The sequence below is a fragment of the Bacillus sp. TL12 genome (assembly GCF_022625245.1).
GTDB lineage: Bacteria > Bacillota > Bacilli > Bacillales > Bacillaceae_G > Bacillus_A.
In genome coordinates, this window is the sequence record NZ_JAJJBY010000007.1 from 70755 (window position 1) to 91149 (window position 20395).

General features: G+C 34.4%; 18 protein-coding genes and 1 pseudogene. 5 read left to right on the plus strand and 14 right to left on the minus strand.

Translation table 11 applies throughout. The features are described 5' to 3' along the window. Positions 1-59: 59 nt before the first annotated feature. The 6 genes from LOK41_RS08930 to LOK41_RS08955 all read right to left on the minus strand — a co-directional run bounded on the left by LOK41_RS08930 (position 60) and on the right by LOK41_RS08955 (position 8187). Positions 60-2156, minus strand: a complete 2097-nt coding sequence (locus LOK41_RS08930) for a HelD family protein (protein ID WP_241816154.1) — start codon at positions 2154-2156, stop codon at positions 60-62. Positions 2157-2329: 173 nt separating this feature from the next. Further along, positions 2330-2917, minus strand: a complete 588-nt coding sequence (locus LOK41_RS08935; protein ID WP_241816155.1) for a TerD family protein — start codon at positions 2915-2917, stop codon at positions 2330-2332. Between the two features lie 138 nt (positions 2918-3055). Beyond that, the gene (locus LOK41_RS08940; protein ID WP_241816156.1) at positions 3056-4414 is read right to left on the minus strand and encodes a hypothetical protein; all 1359 of its coding nucleotides are present in this window, start codon (positions 4412-4414) and stop codon (positions 3056-3058) included. Positions 4415-4693: 279 nt separating this feature from the next. Beyond that, positions 4694-5083, minus strand: a complete 390-nt coding sequence (locus tag LOK41_RS08945) for a gamma-glutamylcyclotransferase family protein (RefSeq protein WP_241816157.1) — start codon at positions 5081-5083, stop codon at positions 4694-4696. Between the two features lie 22 nt (positions 5084-5105). After that, positions 5106-7223 carry a DNA helicase RecQ gene (recQ, locus tag LOK41_RS08950; RefSeq protein ID WP_241816158.1) on the minus strand — a complete coding sequence of 706 codons (2118 nt, stop codon included), beginning with the start codon at positions 7221-7223 and terminating at the stop codon, positions 5106-5108. Between the two features lie 49 nt (positions 7224-7272). After that, positions 7273-8187, minus strand: a complete 915-nt coding sequence (locus LOK41_RS08955) for a LysR family transcriptional regulator (protein ID WP_241816159.1) — start codon at positions 8185-8187, stop codon at positions 7273-7275. 133 nt (positions 8188-8320) lie between these two features. On the opposite strand from LOK41_RS08955, the gene LOK41_RS08960 reads away from it, so the two are divergent. After that, positions 8321-9583, plus strand: coding sequence for an APC family permease (locus LOK41_RS08960; protein ID WP_241816160.1), 1263 nt, complete (start codon positions 8321-8323; stop codon positions 9581-9583). A gap of 970 nt (positions 9584-10553) precedes the next feature. After that, positions 10554-10922 (plus strand): cytoplasmic protein, encoded by a 369-nt coding sequence (locus tag LOK41_RS08965; protein WP_241816267.1) that lies wholly within the window; start codon positions 10554-10556, stop codon positions 10920-10922. Positions 10923-10950: 28 nt separating this feature from the next. Here LOK41_RS08965 and LOK41_RS08970 read toward each other — a convergent pair whose 3' ends face one another. The 3 genes from LOK41_RS08970 to ppaC all read right to left on the minus strand — a co-directional run bounded on the left by LOK41_RS08970 (position 10951) and on the right by ppaC (position 13045). After that, positions 10951-11352: a hypothetical protein gene (locus LOK41_RS08970; RefSeq protein ID WP_241816161.1), complete on the minus strand. Its 402-nt coding sequence runs from the start codon at positions 11350-11352 to the stop codon at positions 10951-10953. Between the two features lie 23 nt (positions 11353-11375). Further along, the gene (locus tag LOK41_RS08975; RefSeq protein ID WP_241816268.1) at positions 11376-11840 is read right to left on the minus strand and encodes a DUF6884 domain-containing protein; all 465 of its coding nucleotides are present in this window, start codon (positions 11838-11840) and stop codon (positions 11376-11378) included. A 272-nt stretch (positions 11841-12112) separates the two neighbouring features. Next, a complete protein-coding gene (gene ppaC / locus LOK41_RS08980) occupies positions 12113-13045 on the minus strand; it encodes a manganese-dependent inorganic pyrophosphatase (protein WP_174099950.1) in 933 nt (310 codons plus the stop codon). A gap of 181 nt (positions 13046-13226) precedes the next feature. On the opposite strand from ppaC, the gene LOK41_RS08985 reads away from it, so the two are divergent. Further along, positions 13227-14033: an alpha/beta fold hydrolase gene (locus LOK41_RS08985; RefSeq protein WP_241816162.1), complete on the plus strand. Its 807-nt coding sequence runs from the start codon at positions 13227-13229 to the stop codon at positions 14031-14033. A 213-nt stretch (positions 14034-14246) separates the two neighbouring features. On the opposite strand, the gene LOK41_RS08990 is transcribed toward LOK41_RS08985, so the two are convergent. The 3 genes from LOK41_RS08990 to LOK41_RS09000 form a co-directional block, all read right to left on the minus strand. Further along, the gene (locus LOK41_RS08990; RefSeq protein ID WP_241816163.1) at positions 14247-15737 is read right to left on the minus strand and encodes an alanine/glycine:cation symporter family protein; all 1491 of its coding nucleotides are present in this window, start codon (positions 15735-15737) and stop codon (positions 14247-14249) included. Positions 15738-16019: 282 nt separating this feature from the next. Then, on the minus strand, positions 16020-16328 hold the full coding sequence (locus LOK41_RS08995) for a YxcD family protein (RefSeq protein WP_241816164.1): 309 nt from the start codon (positions 16326-16328) through the stop codon (positions 16020-16022). Further along, complete coding sequence (locus tag LOK41_RS09000) at positions 16316-16765, minus strand: hypothetical protein (RefSeq protein WP_241816165.1); 450 nt, start codon at positions 16763-16765, stop codon at positions 16316-16318. Before LOK41_RS09000 ends, LOK41_RS08995 begins: the two co-directional genes overlap by 13 nt. A gap of 259 nt (positions 16766-17024) precedes the next feature. Here LOK41_RS09000 and LOK41_RS09005 point away from each other — a divergent pair, with 259 nt between their 5' ends. After that, positions 17025-17789 (plus strand): DUF1836 domain-containing protein, encoded by a 765-nt coding sequence (locus LOK41_RS09005; protein WP_241816166.1) that lies wholly within the window; start codon positions 17025-17027, stop codon positions 17787-17789. A 65-nt stretch (positions 17790-17854) separates the two neighbouring features. On the opposite strand, the pseudogene LOK41_RS09010 reads toward LOK41_RS09005, so the two are convergent. Next, positions 17855-18540 (minus strand): annotated as a pseudogene (locus tag LOK41_RS09010) (DUF421 domain-containing protein). Between the two features lie 166 nt (positions 18541-18706). Here LOK41_RS09010 and LOK41_RS09015 point away from each other — a divergent pair. Next, positions 18707-18880 (plus strand): hypothetical protein, encoded by a 174-nt coding sequence (locus LOK41_RS09015; protein ID WP_241816167.1) that lies wholly within the window; start codon positions 18707-18709, stop codon positions 18878-18880. Between the two features lie 217 nt (positions 18881-19097). On the opposite strand, the gene LOK41_RS09020 is transcribed toward LOK41_RS09015, so the two are convergent. Continuing rightward, complete coding sequence (locus LOK41_RS09020) at positions 19098-20252, minus strand: HD domain-containing protein (protein WP_241816168.1); 1155 nt, start codon at positions 20250-20252, stop codon at positions 19098-19100. Positions 20253-20395: the final 143 nt, after the last annotated feature.

A 20395-nucleotide genomic window follows, 5' to 3' on the forward strand; every position in this document is an offset into this window, starting at 1 on the left:
TTATTAAAAAAACAAGAGGATTTTCTCGCTTATTACTTGAAAATCCTCTTAAACAGCTTCTATTTACTTTCATAAAACTCTTCTTGTATTCCTTGAATTAACGGTGATGCTTCTCCAGAATAGAAAATCCGTAATTCATGAAGTGATCTCGTACATCCAACATATAATAATTTTGCATCATGCTTTGTTCCTTTATAATGCATAGCATCTACATCTATAAGTAATACAGCATCGAATTCTAAACCTTTTGCCAAATAGACAGGTACAACTGAAATACCACCTTCATATTTACTTTGGTTCGCTTCGATAACATTAACAGTGATTCCTGCAGCTGTTAACTTCTCATATATATCACGGCACTCATCATCTGTTCTACCTATTACAGCAATCGTCTTCACATTTTCACGTTGCATTTTTTGTAGTGTTTTTACAATCTCCGCAAATTGATCGTCTGTGGAAATAACCTTTACTTTCTCACCACTACGAAAAACAGGAGTTGCAAGCCCTACCGGAATGTCCGCGTTTTTAATGACTTCATTTGCAAACTCAATAATTTCTTTTGTAGAACGATAACTTCTCGTCAATTCATAGTAACCTGTTTCTTGAAACACTTCTTTAAAGTCATTCCAGTCTTCAATTCCTTGATAATCATATATCGCTTGCGATAAATCCCCTAAAATCGTAAACGAGTTACCCATTGTAATCTCTTTTAATATATGAATTTGGAAGGGTGAAAAATCTTGCGCTTCATCTATTACAACATGGTGGAATTTTTGCCCGATTTCAATACCTGCCAATCGATGGTGAATATGAATAAGAGGCGCTAAATCTTCTACATACACTTCTTTTTTACGGCAATTTTTTTCTGTTTCTTGAACAAGTTCTTCAGGCAAAAGTTCTAATATTTCTTTTTGCTTCATCATCGAACTATAAAATGCTAACGGGCTCATTTTAGGCCAAAATTTCATATAGGCATTTAGTCTCTTTGTAGCTTCTTTTTTTAATTCCTTTTTCTTGTTCGTTCCTTCAAACTTCTTGAGTTCGATCTCAATCCAGCGCTTTATCCGACCAACTAATCGTTCTCTACGCTTCGCTAATGGATAGTGCTTATATTCAACTTGCATCCATTTTTTGATCTCTTCTACTGTAATAATAGCTTGATCCCATGCCTCAAAATCTTTTTCTGGCACTAAATTCCCTTCAAAGTGAATTATACTTTTTTCAATAAATTCCTTGAATTTCATCGTTCCTTTTAATTTACCGAGCATAACCTTTTTATCATCGCGATTTATTGAAAAAGCTTCTTTCAATTTTTCTTCCGTATCTTTTAACTTCACCGCATCATCTAATGTGCGCAGTGCCCAATCTTGAAATGTTGTTTGTTTAATATTTCCGACGCCAAGTTCAGGAAGTACACTAGAGATATAATCTAAAAACAAACTGTTGGGTGCAAATACAATCATTCGTTCCGCCTCTAACTGCTCACGATATTCGTAAATTAAAAAAGCAAGGCGATGTAAAGCGATTGTTGTTTTTCCGCTTCCTGCAACCCCTTGAATCAATAATGGTAAATTCTTCTCTGCACGAATAATATCATTTTGTTCCGATTGTATCGTTGAAACGATATCTTTTAATTTGTTATCTTTATTTTCACCTAATCGATATAGAAGAAAATCATCTGCAAGAGATACATCTTCACTTCCTTTTACATATGTATCAACAACACGTTCTAGTTCTCTTTTACGAATGGCAATGTTTCTTTTTAAATACACATCGCCTTCCACTAATCCATCTGGTGAATGATAAAAAGCCAGTTCTTCACCACCAGTAAATGAATAAAACATACTCGCAACAGGTGCACGCCAGTCAATAACAATTGGTTTCATCGTTTCTTCATCCGACACCCCTACTTTACCAATGTAAATTGGCATTGGCTCGTCTTGTCCATCTTCCTGAAAATCTAACCGTCCAAAGTATGGCTCTTGCACACCAACACGTAAGTTTCTTCGACTTGACTCCCTCATACTTTCAAGGATTTGCTCTTTAAAATCCTCTCCATAATAAACTGGAACCTTTTCTAGTTTGTCTAACTGCTCATCCATTGTAGATAAAGTTTCTTTCATCCGCTGTAATTCTTCTTCAAATATGTTGCTCATTATGATAACTCCCTCCTGTCCGTTCGAAATTTTCAGTCGAAATATAATTGTATAAAAAATACATTTACAAAGTCAATAGTTTAATTGGGAATTTTCTAAAATATAAAAGAGGCAAAGAGAGAATCCTTTGCCTCTTTTATAAAAATGATGTTAATCTGAATAAAACATTATTTTTATTTCATATATTCAGACATAATCGTATCATGTTGCAACATTGTTTCGGCCTCTACGGAAAACACTGTATCAGCATCTTCTTTTTTATCTACAAGAATACCACGAGCCTTTCCATGTAGAACGAATAAGTCATATAAATGTGGTTTCATTAAAGATGTTAAAGCTTTCCCCATTAGTACAATTCCTTTCTCATTACCATCCACATTGTTCGCATACATCGGGTACTGTTTTAACTCGATATCAGCCCATATCATTTTATTTTCCTTTAAGTCAAAGATAATCGGTATTGAAATTGCCGAGCTACTTGTTAAATCTAAGCGATCTATCACACTTCGTGGGTCAAATATTTCTCCTGACTGCGGTTTGCTTCGCAACATCCAGCCTGCAAAGCAAACTGGCAATTCTGCAAATAAATGTCCTGTAAAAGAAAAAACGTTCATTACAACATATCTTCCGCCACAATCTCGAATCGATTGTATATCTAAGTCTATGAATTCACATGCTCCTTTTGGCGCAGATGTAACATCCCCACTATGAGCACCTTGAAATAAATTTGATTTAAAAGCTGTGTAATCAATATGCGTCATATAGTTCCAATCATCTCCGTATTAAACAGCTGATAAGTCAATATCTACACGACCCGTTTTCTTTCCATCCACTATCCCTTCACTCCAATATAAAAAGAAACGAAGTGTATGACCATCCGCTATTCGTTCAACACTGCCTCACACGAGTGTCCGCAAATTTTTACTCGCAGAACGTTGAGAAAACGGAACCAAATATTGTTTTAAATTTGGATCCACATATACTTTTCCTAAAGAAGGAAGTGATTGAAAATGTGTACACAATGCCTCTTCAGTAATTTCCACTACCCGTCCGCATACATTCTCACTAAGTAGAGGAAGTGTATTTTCTCTTGCAAATACGTTTGCTATATTTCCTTTTGGAAAAAAGACACGCATCGGCTTTTGTTCAACACGATTTTGAAAATGTGAGTGTATTTGCAGTAGAACAGGTGTGCTGATTTGAGTGGCTATTGCACTATATTGTGATAAAATTTCTTCTATATCACCTCGGCGCAAAAATTGATCTAACCGTCTTCCGAATTCACCAGGACGTGAAGCTAAAACTTGAGCAGCTTTTGTAATATCCCCTTCGTTTAATAATGCTTCTACTTCACTTCGGTACGTGTGAATTCGCATATCATTCACGACAACATGAAATGCCGCACAAGCTTTTGGATATCGTTTTTTATATTGAAAAGGGTGTAGTTCTTTTGCTACACGCTTCCACATTTCTCTATGACGAACTATATCTTCACGCGAATCTCCACATTTCTCTATGCAAGATAAAAATAGACGACGTAATTTCCTTGGTATTCTTTGAAACTTTGTTGGAGTTGCTAAACTTACATCACCTTCACTGTATGCAACAATAAGCCGCAGCACATCTGTACATGTTTGTATGTAAGGAGCAATTAGATTAAACGATACATCACGATACTTTACAAGCGTACTTAATACCACAGCTTTATTTTCATGGTAAGGAATTTCACTTGGTAATAATTCATAGTAATATTCATAGTTTTTTAATACTTCACTTATATCTTCTTTATAATCTTGGGATAAATTACCATTGGCGGCTATACGTTTTTTTATCGTGCTTAAAAAGCCTGAAAATGTTCCAAGTGACAATACTCGCAATTCATGTTTTTCTGCAAAAGGCGGTCGCTCTATCTTTATTGTGTCTGGTCTTATTCCAAACCAATAATGCAAAATCGCATTTATATAAAGCTGACTCTCCTCCTCATCCATCACCTCTTCTGGAAAATTCGGATAAAAAGGTTTATATGTGACATGACTACCTACTCTCTCTTCTAATAGAGCTAATAGATCTTGGTACCACGGCAGAAACTCCTCTATTGCTAGTAATTCTATTGCCTGCAACAGCTCAGATGAAAAAGTAAAACCTAGGCTATGAATATTCTTCAGTGCACTAGCAAGTATTGGTGCAGGAAGTGACCCGTTCCCTTCCGGAAGCATTACTTTTGATTGTTTCAAATACATCTTGTTCCATCGTTTCAATTTTTATCATCCTCTATATGTAAAAATAAAAAAATCAGGGACTAACTCTTTTGCCACTATTTGCAAAAAGCCGTTCCTGATTTTCAAAGTTAGTATGTAAAATAAAATGCACAAGAAAGCCACACCCCTAATTCCCAAAGAGTGAGTAGAAGGAAGGAGCGTGATGGCCTGTGCGAATATAGTATACAAGATGCAAATTATTTTGCCAAGTAAAGATGCTTTCTGATTATTAGCTTTACGGAGGATTACTATGATTGAATCCTCCCTCTAACACTTTCGCTACATTTCTATTTCATGTTTATACTTTACCCAATCGCCAGAAGTGATTGGTTTCTGTAACATTTTTTTATTCTGTGCCGTATATACATATGCATGCATTTCTTTATCCGCAAAATAAATTGTTTGCGTAATTCTGTCATACAAATCCGTCTCTGTATTCCCTGTATATTCTTCGAGTTCATCTAATTTCTTTAAAATTTCATCATCTACTTCATACATTTCTCCGTATACTTTATCCTCTTTTGTACAAATCATTGCCGGATAACCTTCATTTGTATCAAAGAGTTTTCCATAAGTCCATGCTTCTTCAGATATACTTGTTGCCCCATGTAAATAATGCGCATTTTCCTGTTGTTTTCTTAATGTGCCGTAAACAAAAACATAGTGCATTTCCCGATCCCCTTCGTACTCTTTATTTTCTCATTTGTAAATAAGCACGAATCATAAAGTAACTCACTTCATCAGGAAGTTGTTCTTTAATAGATTTCAATCCGCCTTCTGCATGTTGTACTGCCGATTCAATAAGAGATTCATATTCTGCTGGAACAAAACTTGGCCAGTCTACTTCCATACCTTCCTCATAACAGCGAATTAAATGGTTTTCCACAGTTTGACGTGATAAACCTCGTTCTTTTGCAATCGTACTTAACTCCGTTCCTTGTTTATACATTTCATACGTTTCTATGTGAGAATTTGCTGATGCTTTCCCAGATTTTTTTCGTTCCGTAACAACTTCTGTCTTAACCGTTTCAGCGTAATCAGGGTTTTGTTCAATAAAATGAATGACTGCCTGTAAAAAGTGAGAACCGTACTTCGCAAGTTTATGTTCCCCAATCCCTTTTACTTGTAAAAGTTCCGCATCGCTTTGTGGCATTTTCGCACACATATCTTTTAAAGTTTGATCAGAAAAAATAACAAACGGTGGTACGCCTTCTCCTTGCGCGATTTCTTTCCGCACTTCACGAAGTATTTCAAACAGTGGATGATCTTGTACAATTTGTCTTGTTTCCACTCTTTCTTTCCGTAACACATTTTCATTTCCAAGTAATACTTCTTTCCCTTTTGCGGTTACTTTTAAGGTTGGATACGTCCCGTGTTCCACCGCAATTAACTCTTCTGAAATTAAAAACTCTATAAACTCACTTACCTCTTTTACACTACGATTGGATAAAAGGCCGTAAGTTGGTAACGTATGAAAATTAAATTCAATCACTTTTTTATTTTTTGATCCGGTCAACACTTGCGCAATCATTTGTTTTCCAAATCGCTGGTTTGTTCGAATCATACAAGATAATACCATTTGTGATTCTCGCGTAACGTCAACGCTCTCACGTTCATCAATACAATTCCCGCAGCGACCACAATCTTCTTTCGGTTCTTCTCCAAAATACTCTAGAATAAATGATTGTAAACATTGTTCTGTATGACAGTAATCTGTCATATGTTGTAGTTTTTCCAGTTCATTTGAGAAACGTGATTCCCCGGTAGACTGATCAATTAAAAAACGCTGCACTTGTACATCCTGAGAAGAATATAACAAAATACACTCACTATCTAACCCATCACGACCAGCACGTCCTGCCTCTTGATAATAACTTTCCATATTTTTTGGAAGTTGATAATGAATCACGTATCTTATATTTGACTTATCGATTCCCATACCAAATGCAGATGTCGCTACCATAACACTTACTTCATCGCGTAGAAAACGTTCTTGCTGTTCATTGCGATCATGATCATTCATTCCTGCATGATAGCGTGCAACTGAAACTCCTGCTTTATATAAATCTTCATACAATTGATCCACAACTTTTCTTGTCGCTGCATAAATAATTCCAGATTCCTTTTTATTTTGACGAATATAATCTGCTAAATAGGCATTTCGGTCCTGCCCTTTAATCACTGAAAATGATAAGTTTTCCCGTTCAAACGTTGTCATAATTGTATTATCTTGATTAATTTCAAGCGCACGGCAAATATCTTCACGCACTTGAGGTGTTGCAGTCGCTGTTAACGCAAGTACAAGTGGTTTTTCTGGAAGATAGTCTAATATGCGATGTATATGTAAATAACTTGGGCGAAAATCATGTCCCCACTGCGAAATACAGTGTGCTTCATCAATTGCGATCATCGGTATTTTCATATCAATTAATTGATCCACAAATTCCATTGAATCAAGACGCTCTGGCGCCACATATAACAGCTTATAATGACCTTGTTTCGCCAACTGGATTCGTTGATTTGCTTCTGTAATTGAAATAGAACTATTAATATATGTAGCTGAAATCCCATTTTGTACTAACGTATCTACTTGGTCCTTCATAAGTGAAATAAGCGGCGATATAACTAATGTCGTTCCCTCAAATACTAATGCCGGAATTTGATAACAAATTGATTTACCACCGCCTGTTGGCATAATACAAACGGTATCTTTTCCATCCAATACATTTTTAATTGTCTCATCTTGCCCTCTGCGGAATGACGAGTAACCAAAATAGGACGCTAAAAGTTCTTGTGCTTTTGTAAACAAAAAAGATTCACCTGCTTTTCTTAGTCTTTCATCTACTAGTATTATATCATTACTTAGAAGTCATTGTACTCTCTACTTCTCTCCATACCTTCGCATGCTTACGTATAACCGTTACAAACTCATGCAGGGCTGGAGAAAACCATTTGTTTTTATGATACGCAAGTTGTGTTGCAAACTTTGTTTCATTTGAAATAACAGCGTTTAATCTCTTATCTTTCCACTCTTGCTGGACCGTAATAATTGGTAATAAAGAAATCCCTAATCCGCACATTACACATTGTTTTATTGCCTCAATGCTCCAAAATTCAAATGTACTTTCATGTTGGATGCCTTGTTTTTGTAAATAATGTTCAAAAAATGCTCGGTAACTACAATCACGTTCTGTATACAAAAAAGTTTCCTCTTGAGAAAATTGGACATTTTGCGAATCTGTTTGTCTCACAGTGTAATCTTTCGGAAAAACAAACACCATTTGCTCCATAACAAGTTGTTCGATATATAAATCCTCTTCATGGCGCTCGGTGTCTAAGAGGAAAGCAATATCTATATTTCCACTCTTTAAATCGTTTCGCAATTCCCAACACGTTGAAGCTTTTAATGTGATTTTTACTTTTGGATACTTCTTTTTATATTCATGAAGAATAGAAGGCAATCGGTAAATTGTTAATGATTCTGGAGCACCAATTACAATTTTTCCAGTAATCTCATTATCTGCGCTTGGAATTTGTTTTGCTTTCTCAGACAAAGCAATCATTTCATTTGCATAAGGCAGTAAATGCTTTCCTACATCTGTTAACACCATTTTCTTCCCTAAACGATTGAATAAAGGCTGTCCCATTTCTTGTTCAATCGATTGAATATGCCCTGTTACAGTAGATTGTGCATATCCTAAATAGTCAGCTGCCCGTGTATATCCTCCTAACTCAACAATTGTTTTAAAAGTTTTCAAATGCCGAATCTCCACTTCAATCTCCCCATTCTAACATCATGATTTCCGATTATTAACTTCATATATATCTATTTTACTGATAGATATACTCCCATTACAATAAAACCAACACAATATTTTAACTTTTCAAAAGGAGATGTGTGTAAATATGAGAAAGAAGAAATTAGGGCCAGTACTTCTCAGTGGTTTAATTATTGGTCCCATTTTAGGATCAGGAATTATTTTACTCCCCCCACTTATTTACAAAACAACAGGAGATTATGCCATTATTGCTTGGTTACTTATTATGGGAGTTGGATTTCTTTTTGCTTCCTTGTTTGGTAAGTTAAGCATTCACTTCCCTAGTGAATCTGGAGTTGCACATGCAGTTGATCAAGCTTTTGGACCTTCCATGAAACAATTAACTTCTATTTTCTTTATCATAGCGGCTTGTCTAGGACCTACGGCTGTTCTTATGACAGCCAGTCAATATATAGCAGCTTTGTTTTCAAACTTTAAACTTCCGTTAGAGGGAATTGGTTTTCTTTTAATGAGCCTTTGTGTAATAATTTTATTATTAGATATATCATCTATTGGAAAAATATCATTTGTATTTTCAACAGCTGCAACCGTTCTTTTACTAAGCGGTGGAATGAGTTCTATTCCTCATTTCCGATCAGAACAACTATTTCAAACACCTTTTTCTTTTAAAGATTTTGGATATAGTATTTTATTGCTCTTTTGGGCTTTAGTAGGTTGGGAGATTATTGGGAATTACAGTATGGATGTCAAAAATCGAAAGAAAACAATTCCGCAAGCAATTGCGATAAGTACAATTACTGTAACGATTGTTTGTCTTGTCGTAGCAGGCGCCACACAATGGATTGAAATTCCTAGTTCAAATCAAGAAGACTTACGAATAACATCCATATTAGCTACTTTATTTGGGGATTTTGCTATTCCTCTTATTGCCTTTATTACTACTGTACTTTGCATGAGTACATATTTATTGGTTATTGGCGGTGTCTCACGGCTCGTCGCTTCTGAGGCAAAATATATAAAGAAATTATCTAAACTTTCTTATCGTACAAAATCGAATGTACCAATCATTTCTTTACTGTTATTAATAAGTATACATACTACTGTATTCATCTGCCTATATAACCATCTCATTACAGTTGAACAAATCATAGCCATTGCAAATGCTTTCTTTATCTGTAATGCCATATGTGGAATCTTTGCAGCATATAAATTATTAACAGGTCTCTTTAACAAAATTCTTTCCTTAAGTTTAATTGTCTGTTTCCTTATCATTCTCTCTTTCTCTTCCATCTGGATTTTAATAAGTATCGGAATACTAGTTGCTTTCTATTGGGTACAGTACTTCAAAAACAGATCAAATACTTATGAAAAGGAAATTTCAATAAGATAATGAAAAAATCATTAAAACGATTCATCACACAAATTACACATTCATTTCCATAATATATCCGCATCAAATGAATGGAGGTTTATTTATGAAACGTAACAATAATCTAATTCGTTTTCGTTCTTCAAATAAACAACCCAAAGTTCCTAATTGCGATGATTGGAAATATGAATCTCTTTATAAATATCGACCTTTATTTTCATACAAAAAGCTTTTTAGCATCTTTTTCAAAGTAAAAAAGCGTTAATATCTTCCATACAAAGTTTCTCAATATATAACTTATGGACTTCATTCATCACAATTGATAACATCTAATTAATCTGTTGGATTAGAGCCCCTTCTTACGACCTGCTTTTTACTTGCAGGTCTTTTTTTATTCTATTATCCAATACATAAGTAGTACAAAACACCATAATAAAGAAATTTGATACAAAGCAAACAAATTCACATCACAGTTTTATTTTTTTCTCAATACACAAAATCAATTTCAATTGTTATGATTAAAGTACTCTAGATGGGTTATTCTCATCAACATTATCTAGTTAAAGGGACCTGCCGCGGGAAGTAGGTCTCTTTGACTTTGTTTGAAAGGATTCTTATATACTTCGAACTAGGCCCCCATTCATTTGGACACATTTACCAGGTTTCTTTCCAAGAAATTCATGTTAAGATTATTTTGTCGATTCCGATATTCTCGACTATACCCTTATGAATCCCTGCAACTTCCCTTGCAGGGATTCATTTATTTCCCATTTACTTCATTATGATCTACTTCAGCTAAATCCCCTATAATTTCACCCAAAATACTATCTTTAAAATTCTATATAAATCCAACTCTATACTCTTTTTATCGTCTAGAAATCCCTTAATAATATTTACAGTAATCTTTTACCAGTCACCTTCTCTCTTTACATTTAACATGTATCAAGATATTTTATTAATATCTTTGTTTACATTTGTAGGAGGAAACGTATTGATTAATGCACTAGGTCTCGCTTTTATTCTTTCTAATAAGCCTGAAAAGAAGAAAAAAGTTTATCTTAATGAAAGATTTGCACTAATAGACATTATTGAATCTAAAGATGTATATGATTCTGAAGGTAACCCACTAGTAGAGCTAACATGTAAATATAGTATTTATTTGGATGAAAAATACTATTGTAAATCTCTCGAAGACTATACTGGACAAGTATTTCCTTTCCTAAGTGCAAAAATTGGAAAAGGTCTTGTTAGAAATTTAAATTATCATTTTTCATATGTTGATGTATACGATAAAAAACCGCCCGTTAAAGAGATTAGAAGTCGTATGGAGGAAGTCATTCATTATAAAGCGAAACTGTAATCAGCGAGGGACTTCAATAGTCCCCCTGTTATTCATAAATAAATGAATCATCCTCATCTCGATACGATAATTCTGCTAAAAATTCTTCTAGTGAATCGCTATGTAAGAGCGGCTCCCATGTGCCAGTTCCATGCTCGGCTGTATACACTGGGAATTTTTCATCTTTCACATCCACAAAAAAGGGATCTCCCATTAACTCTTCATACCCAATCACAAACCAACTATCTTTCCAATCCCCTTCTTCATTTCCTATAAGAGATTCATTGTCTATTCCTCCCACACGGTAGCCAAGTTGCCCTTCTTCAAACTGCTCTCTTAAAAATATATAAACGGGTTGCATTTCGTCCGTGATATCTAAAATTCCCACTTTGTTTGTTTCTAATCGCTCAAGCATACATAATAATGTATCAATTTCATTTTTATAGGGCATATAGTAATCTCCTTATCTATTTTTTATAAGTCTATATTTTTAATTTCTTTATCCGTTTCAACTGCTACCTTCAACCTCTGCAACATATATCCAATTCCCGTGCAACCTTCTAATGGATAAGAAATCATCTCTTCTGGATATAACTTCGTCACGACTTTCTTATGCTTCTTTCCTACCAGCAAAACAATTTCATCAAATTTTAGTAGTCCTTTATCCACCATCTGCTTTTTTAGTTCGTCTATATGAATAATTTCATCGCTTTTTGAATCAAAAGCAAGATCATAGTTTTCTTGTACGATATCAGTCGGTCGTAAAAAACCATGTTTTGCAGATAAAATAACCCAATGCGTAAAAAATTGAGACGCATACGCCTGACATGCTTTACCGAATGGACTAATGTATACATCTTTCGCCTCAGTCGGTCCTTTCTCGGAGTACTTATCCCAAATTTTCTTTTTTCCACATGGAATAATACATAGTCTTTTCATCGTTACGTTCTTACCTCTTCTCTCTTTCGGTCTCCTATAATCTATTTCATATTTTTTATTATTAATTTCAGTATGTGATACAATAAAATCATAGCAGTTTTCATTCATAGATAAAAACATTAGGTTTTCCTTTTCTCCCCACCCCATTTCCATTATCCCTAAATGAAATATGAAAATAACAGATCTAAATATCCGAAATTGTATGCTTTCTAAATACAAAAAAGAACAAGCAGACTATATATCTGCTTGTTCTTTTACATCCAAAGTTACTCTTATAGAGCTTGGAACGTTTCTGTTAATACAGGAACGATTTGTTTTTTACGAGATACAACACCTTTTAATGTTGCAGTGTTGTTTTCTAGTGATACATTGTAAGCTTTCTCAACAGCTTGTACTGATTTACCGATCGCAAGACCAACAGAATCGTTAGTTAAGATATCAGTTACAACGAATAAGAATAGGTCTAAACCTTTTTCTTCTACTACTGCAGAGATTACTTTTTCTAATTCCGCTTGGTGTACAAGAACGTCGTTTGTATCAACAGCGTTTACTTGTGCGATTTCAACTTTCGCATCGCCCATTTGGAATTCTTTTGCGTCAAGGGAGATTAATTGCTCCATTGTTTTACCACTTAAATCTGCACCAGCTTTTAACATTTCTAAGCCATAGCTTTCTGCATCAACGCCAGCGATTTCTGCTAATTCACGAGCTGCAGCTACGTCTTGTTCTGTGCAAGTTGGAGATTTAAATAATAAAGAATCTGAGATAATTGCAGATAACATTAAACCTGCAACTTCTTTACGAATTGCAACGCCGTTTTCTTTGTACATTTTGTTTAAGATTGTAGCTGTACAACCAACTGGCTCACAACGGTAGTATAAAGGATCGCTTGTCTCAAAATTAGCAATACGGTGATGGTCGATAACTTCTAACACACGAACAGATTCGATATCGTTAGCACTTTGTTGACGTTCGTTATGGTCAACTAAAATAACGTTTTCCACTTCGTTTGCTACTGTCTCAACAAAACGCGGTCCTTCTACTTTAAAATGATCTAACGCAAATTGAGTTTCACCGCTGATTTCACCTAAACGTACAGGCTCAGCATTCATTCCTAATTCTTTTTTCAGCTCTGCATAAGCAATTGCAGAACAAATTGCATCTGTGTCTGGGTTTTTATGCCCGAAAACTAGTACTTTTTCCATGATTTCCACCTCTTCATGAAAAGGATATCTTAAAGAAGCAAATATGACAACATTTTAAACACATTTTTTATAAATAAAATCAAATTTCTATCCTATTTACAAAAAAACATCTTACTTCTCCTATATAAGAGGAAAAAAGTTTGAAATATGGAATAAAATCATGAAAAGGAGGTTTTCCATTATGCCTATTATAAAACTTGAAAATGGTGTGGATCTACATTACGAAGATCAAGGAAAAGGTACGCCCATTCTTTTTATTCACGGAGTTTGGATGAGTAGCCGTTTTTTTCATAAACAAATCCCTTATTTTAGTGAAAAGTATCGTACAATTTCAATTGATTTACGAAGTCACGGGCGCTCTCCTCATATTGAAACTGGGCATACGATTGCAAACTATGCCCAAGATGTACATGATTTTATAGAAAGTTTATCTTTAAAAGATGTTATCTTAGTCGGTTGGTCAATGGGGGCATTTGTTATATGGGAATATATAAAGCAATTCGGAGAGGGAAATATTAAAGCTTCTGTTATTGTAGATGAACTTGCATCGGATTTTAAATGGCCTGATTTTCCCATCGGTGCCTTTGATTTCCCAACACTTATACATTTCATGAGAGAAGTGCAAACAAATCAAACTGAATTTCTAAAGGGATTTATTCCTCTCATGTTTAAAAACCCCCTTTCTACACAAGATGCAACTTGGATGCTTGAAGAAGTTACAAAAGTTCCAGCATCTATTGCGAGTGCGATTTTATTTGATCAATCTGTTGTGGATTACCGTGAAGACTTAAAGACAATCACCAAGCCAACTTTACTTTGCTTCGGCAGAGAAGAAAAATTAATTCCAGTGGCTGCGGGAGAACATTTGCATGAACATATTCATAATTCAAAGCTTGTTATTTTCGAAAACAGCTGTCATTGTCCATTTCTAGAAGAATCTGATGATTTCAATAATGTGTTACATGCTTTTATTGAATCACTTTCATAGTTGAAATTTCATCTCAATCGTCCAATCACCATCTATTTGTATAGTAAATACATGTACACCATTTTCTTTCACAGCTAATTTTTTGTTATATCGGCATTACCTATTCCAGTGAATATCAGTGGATTTATAAAAAATCCAACACAAAGAGAACAAAGGTATGTTTACCTTTGTTCTCTAATTGTAAGTCCTTTTAAAAAGAAAGAATTTTCAGAATTAAAACTTTACACTTTGATCAATCGTAACTTTTTCCTTAGCTCGATTTCTTTCTATTTCTTTACACTTCTCTTCCCAAAATTCAATGCCTTCAAATCCTGCTTTTCTTGGATCAAACACTGGATCTTTCCCTTCTTTTTTCTGACTTTCATAATCCTTCAACACTTTTAAAGCCGGTTTTGTTAAAAGTAAAATTGCGAGAAGGTTAAGCCAAGCCATACTTCCTATTCCTAAATCGCCAAGATTCCATAAAAAAGAAGCAGATTCAACACTTCCGATATAAACCATTATTAAGAAAACAACCTTTAGTACTGCCTTTAACCAATGCAACTTCATTTTATGATCAAGATAAACGAGTGTAGTTTCTGCAATATAGTAGTAGGCTAATAGCGTTGTAAACGCAAAGAAAAAAATAGCTATCGATATAAACAATGGGCCAAAACCTGGTAATGCAGTTTCAACAGCTTGCTGTGTATAGATAGGACCTGCTTCAACATCCCCCATATTTTGAACGATTGGAGCTTTTCCTTCTGGTATGACATTGTACATCCCAGTAATCAAGATCATAAGTGCTGTTGCTGTACAAACTACAATTGTATCAATATAAACAGAAAATGCTTGTACTAACCCTTGTTTAGCTGGATGCGACACTTCAGCTGCCGCTGAGCTATACGTTGCTTCTCCTACACCAGCGACATTGGAAAATACAGCTCTTTTTACTCCCCAAGCAATCGCTGCACCTACAATCCCTCCAAAAGCTTGATCCATCCCGAGTGCACTAGAGAAAATAAGGGCAAACATACTAGGAATTTCAGTAATATTTGCAAATAATACAATACACGTTACGATTACATATCCGATTGCCATAAAAGGTACAAGCGCTTGTGAAACGCCGGCAATTCTTTTAACACCACCAAAAATAATAGCTGCAAGTAATACTACCAATAAAATACCTGTAATATTTTTACCTACACTTGAAGAGTTTTCAAATGCAACCGCAATACTACTTGATTGAATTCCCGGTAGTAAGATGCCATATGAAAGCGTAACAACAATCGCAACAAGTATAGCGAACCATTTTAACTTTAGACCTTTTTCAATAAAGTAAGGTGTCCCGCCTCGGTACTCATTTCCCACTTTACTTTTGTATAATTGAGAAAGGGTCGATTCGACAAAAGCGCTCGCTCCCCCTAATAAAGCCATTACCCACATCCAAAAAACAGCCCCTGGCCCTCCAAAGGCAATCGCTGTTGCAACACCGGCAATGTTTCCGATTCCGACACGCCCTGATAAAGCTAAACAAAAAGCTTGAAAAGATGATATTCCTGTCTCTGAAGTCTTCCCTTCAAACAATAACTTGATCATTTCTTTAAAATACCTAATTTGCAAAAAACGAGTAACAATCGAAAAAAATACCCCTGCTCCTAACGCGAAAATGACTAGCTCAATACTCCAAACTTGTCCAACTAACCACTCTACTAGTTTCTCCATCCAATCCCCCCTAAATAGTTTCACCACTTCATCATGCAATTCACATACCAACCTATAATAAATCTGTGAATACTTAACTCGGGATAAAGATCATGCATTTATCTGAACAGAATATTTTTACACATCTGTGTAAAAATATTTTTGAAGTGTTATTGCTTTTTTACATAAATATTTAAGCGTTACTTCCTTCAAAGTTCAAAAAATCACTATATGAAGTAATTAAAGTAAGTATGCGAATAGTAAAAAGGAGCTGCCGAGATTACTCTCAACAACTCCTTTTTACTATTCATCTGAGTTATTTAAATTCGCTAATGCAATAATACCTTCTTTGTCATCTAACTCAAGCTGTAATCTTACCGCAAATGGATTGACATTGTATTCCCTATCAAGCCATAAGCGAAGTGCTTCAATTAAGTTTGCTTGAATTAAAATTTGTTTGCGACCATTTACTTCTACTTCCGCAGAAAAACCATAGTCATCATCATACATCAGTTCAGTTAATACCTCTTCTGGACCAACTTGACGCTTTTCTGCAATGTATACGCATAATGCATTTATCAGCTCTTGTTCTGAAATTTTTATCGTCTCCATGTTGCTTCTTCCGCCTGTTTCTTACGTTGGTTTTTAAAATATTTAAACGCTCGGATCGCTAACATTACGATACCAGCCATTACTAACATGTTTACCATAAACGCTAATACAGAACCAAGTGCTCCCATGTTTGCAAATAAACTTCCCATTAGTAATCCACCAAGACCACCAAGTAATAAACCTTTCATAAAGCTTCCTTTATTACTCTTTGGTGCTGTGTTTGATGCTTTTGTTTTTGTATCAGGGTTTGTTTTCTGTGCATTCACATTAGAGTCTTTTTTATTTAAATCCACTTTTGAGTTTTGCCCTGAACTTGGTGTAAATGATTTTTTACCAGATTTGTAACTTTTCGCTGCTGCATGATCTACAAATACAAAACTACTAGCTCCAAAAACAACCATGAATGCAGTCATTACTGTAACGAGTTTTTTCAACATATTATATCCATTCTCCTTTTACTATAGATATATGTGAAATCTATCTTTCTCTCAAATAAGAATGATAGATTTGTTTTAAACTTAAACAAAAAGTTCTTATGAACCTATTATATGAACTTTTATTAAAATAAGCAAGCATTATTTAACTTTATTAACGATTTAAATAAACAGGAAAAATAAAGAAAAACGGAATTGACTTTACAAGCAACAAAACATATTATATGGTCATAAGAACTTTTAAAATTTTGGAGGTGAAAAGATGGAAACATTTCATCTCACACGAAACGAAATGGCGACGCTCCTTCTTTCTCTTAGAGGATGGAATGCAAAAAAACCTCTCGTTATTTTACAAGAAGCTTGGGCAAAGTCACATAAAAAAGATATTGAAAGCGGACAAAGTGTTACAGCTTTTATTACAACCGCTCTTTCACCTATTTTTGAAAAACTGATTAAAGTTGAAGATACAGACATTGGTTTTTCTTTAAATGAGATTGTTGCGCTTGGTAATCAAATTGAAAATACCAGTTTTTCTGTAACAGCTATGCAAAATTGGGTAAAACGAGATATAAAAGAAATGATTGGTTCACCACAAAAAGGAAAGAAATACTCAATTGAACAAGCAGCACTACTATTCATTGTAGAAGATTTAAAAACCGCACTGGACTTTGAATCCATACGTAAGTTATTAAGACTAATTGTAAATGATCCAGCCGATCGTAGTGATGATTTAATTAATCCTGTTCATTTATACGTCGCTTATTCCTCATTATTTGAAGAATTGAATCAAGGTGGCTGTTTACAATTAAACGCGACTGATACCATTCACACAATTGAAAATACTGTAAAAGAAAAAGCGGATAAAATCGCAAGCAAGTTTGATCAAATCAATAACGAACAACGAGAAGCCATTCGGAATGCGATTATTATCGCAACGCTTTCTGTGCATACGGCATATGTACAAATGTTAGCAAAGCGCTATGTATCCGCAACATTATTTTTACAAAACTTAGATGTGAAACCATAAAAAATAGGCGCATACAATGCCCCTATTTTTTATTATATGAAGGTATAAACAGCAATCTCAAACCACTATATTTTACAATCAAAAGTTTGAACGAATAATCCATCCCCTTCTAGCCACTCTGCAATAAATACATGTTTATACTCAGTAATCCCCTGTTTTTTTAGTTCATATTTTATCCATTGCTCATCTCTTCCAATATCATTTAGTTCATCCTGCAATACTTCTCCATCTCTAATAATCGTTACAGGAACATGAACGGACGTTCTTGGAAGATTAAAGTCTTCTTGCGTTGTCTTTTGATAAGCTGACTTTTTCAATATACTAAGTGAACCGTTTGCTTCTAAATAACAATATGCAACCTCACGCATTGAAAAAGTTTCGGATTGTCGTAATAAACTTTGAAGCTGATTTAAGTTCATACGACTTTTTTTAAGCTGATCGTGATTTACTATCCCATTTCGAATCAACACCGCCGGTTTTCCTTCAAAAAATCTGCGCATTTTTAAAAACTTTTGCCCTAAAATTTCAACCCCAAACAATAAACCTCCCCATAAACACATAGCGTAGATGACATATTGCACTCCCACCTTATCATCATATAACGCATTTCCTAGTAACTCTCCTAAAACAATCGCCGCAATAAATGTAAATGGTGAAGCTTGATTTATTATTTTTTTACCAAGTACTTTTATAAGGAGAAATAAAAAAAGAATCCAATTACTAATTCTAGTGTTAAATAAGACAGCTTCATCACTAATATCTCCTAGCAATTGATGTTAGTACAATTTTATCCCATTCTTTAAATTTTATTGATTTTAAACAAATACGATGGAAAAAAAAGTAATCCTAAATTCTACATAGTATCCTCTTTCCAAGTAAATATTAATGGCAGCTTGATAAAAAGGAGGAAACATTCCATGAAAAAGAAAAAATATTTATTCGCTCTAATGGCTACAGTTTTATCAACAGGATTATTATTTGGTTGCAATCCCGGTGTTGATGAACAAGAACCAGACCCAACAGAAGAGCCTTCTGAACAAAAACAGCAAGATGAAAGACAAAATGAAAATGATACTAACAACAATCAATAATTGATTATCGTAATACAAAGGCTACAGATAAATTTTTCATACATTAAACATAGAATTATCAATATACACCATCTTCTAATTTGAGGATGACATAGGTTAGAGAAATGTATTTGAATTTATCCATAATCGCCATTGCTAGTAACAAGGTTATATCGATTTTTAAAATCACTTTTCCATTTCTCTATGCGATCATAAAAAAATAGGAGCAATTTTGCCCCTATTTTTTTATGATTAACCCAGATTTCTCCAAGAAATAAGTATGTTCCTTTAACGGCAGGCGAGCTATTTCTCTAATATAATTTGAGCTGTGCATAATATCATGTAGGCCATCATCTTTTTTTACAAAGATACCACCTGTGTAAGAGCTGTAATTTTTCTTTTCAATGATAACGTCTAAAATTGAAACATCTTCTCTATTCATTTTAGCGTTAAACGGCTTACCTTCCATCCATTGTAGACTACTGGATGAGGAGAGATAGAGATGTGCTAAAGCTGCTGCCTCTGTCTCTTTATTCATTGAAAGTGTTTTTATCTCATTGTAAATGGTCTCGTCATTTAAAACTAAGAAATCTGTTAGAAGTCGTTCTCCTTCCTGCTTATTAAAGAACACTTTTAAATCAGAAATAACAAATGGAATCTTTTTTTCTTGCATTATGCGGAAAATCTCTCGTAATAACAAATCTTTCCCAACAACAAAAGGATGTCCAAATCCTGTATCGTATAGATTTTTCTTCACTTTCACTAAATGCTCAATATACGGAATTCCTTCTTCTTCCATAACTAATCGATCATCCACAAAGCGCAGCGTCAATATAAGGTTATCAATTGAGATTGGTTTCAGCTGCAATGATGAATAATATAAATCCCGGTTCCAATAATCTAATTGATCAATGCCAAGCCACGAATACATAATTTCTTCAATAACTTGAAATTCCCCTTCTCCTTTTAGCACCTTCACAACATCTTCTAACAAGTTTGGAATTCTGTTTAAGATGCTACGAATTTGTTCATCTTCTTCAATAATCTTTATTGTCCACTCACCATGATCTTCTCCAGAAATTTTTTGAAAACAATGTGAAAAAGGTCCATGTCCAATATCGTGTAACAGTGCAGCAACAGTTGCCACCTTCGTATCGTGCTCAGAAATTCTAATATCTCCAATAGAAGTAAGATGGCTTATTACCTTATTCATTAATTCATATACGCCTAAAGAATGTCCGAATCTTGTATGTACAGCACTAGGATGTAGGAAATAAGTATTTCCTTGTTGTTTAATTGACGATAATCTCCGAAAAGCATTTGTATTTATTAAATCTAAAATTTCTGTATCTTGAATATGGATTGCTTTATAAATAGGGTCTGTAAATTTCATATAAACCTCCCAAAGATAAAGTGAAACTTTAATCAATGGGGTGGTTCTTCATCCCCACTGATTATTGGTTGAACGAATCGGACTTTTACTGCCCGCAAATAGCAGGATAAATTCAATTATATATTATATGAATTTTCCGTTAT

What these genes read in the sequence shown, in the direction of transcription:
- LOK41_RS08930 (WP_241816154.1), bottom strand. Translation starts at nt 2,156, where the DNA reads ATGAGCAACATATTTGAAGAAGAATTACAGCGGATGAAAGAAACTTTA.
- LOK41_RS08935 (WP_241816155.1), bottom strand. Translation starts at nt 2,917, where the DNA reads ATGACGCATATTGATTACACAGCTTTTAAATCAAATTTATTTCAAGGT.
- LOK41_RS08945 (WP_241816157.1), bottom strand. Translation starts at nt 5,083, where the DNA reads ATGCACTATGTTTTTGTTTACGGCACATTAAGAAAACAACAGGAAAAT.
- LOK41_RS08960 (WP_241816160.1), top strand. Translation starts at nt 8,321, where the DNA reads ATGAGAAAGAAGAAATTAGGGCCAGTACTTCTCAGTGGTTTAATTATT.
- LOK41_RS08970 (WP_241816161.1), bottom strand. Translation starts at nt 11,352, where the DNA reads ATGCCCTATAAAAATGAAATTGATACATTATTATGTATGCTTGAGCGA.
- LOK41_RS08975 (WP_241816268.1), bottom strand. Translation starts at nt 11,840, where the DNA reads ATGAAAAGACTATGTATTATTCCATGTGGAAAAAAGAAAATTTGGGAT.
- ppaC (WP_174099950.1), bottom strand. Translation starts at nt 13,045, where the DNA reads ATGGAAAAAGTACTAGTTTTCGGGCATAAAAACCCAGACACAGATGCA.
- LOK41_RS08985 (WP_241816162.1), top strand. Translation starts at nt 13,227, where the DNA reads ATGCCTATTATAAAACTTGAAAATGGTGTGGATCTACATTACGAAGAT.
- LOK41_RS08990 (WP_241816163.1), bottom strand. Translation starts at nt 15,737, where the DNA reads ATGGAGAAACTAGTAGAGTGGTTAGTTGGACAAGTTTGGAGTATTGAG.
- LOK41_RS08995 (WP_241816164.1), bottom strand. Translation starts at nt 16,328, where the DNA reads ATGGAGACGATAAAAATTTCAGAACAAGAGCTGATAAATGCATTATGC.
- LOK41_RS09000 (WP_241816165.1), bottom strand. Translation starts at nt 16,765, where the DNA reads ATGTTGAAAAAACTCGTTACAGTAATGACTGCATTCATGGTTGTTTTT.
- LOK41_RS09005 (WP_241816166.1), top strand. Translation starts at nt 17,025, where the DNA reads ATGGAAACATTTCATCTCACACGAAACGAAATGGCGACGCTCCTTCTT.
- LOK41_RS09015 (WP_241816167.1), top strand. Translation starts at nt 18,707, where the DNA reads ATGAAAAAGAAAAAATATTTATTCGCTCTAATGGCTACAGTTTTATCA.
- LOK41_RS09020 (WP_241816168.1), bottom strand. Translation starts at nt 20,252, where the DNA reads ATGAAATTTACAGACCCTATTTATAAAGCAATCCATATTCAAGATACA.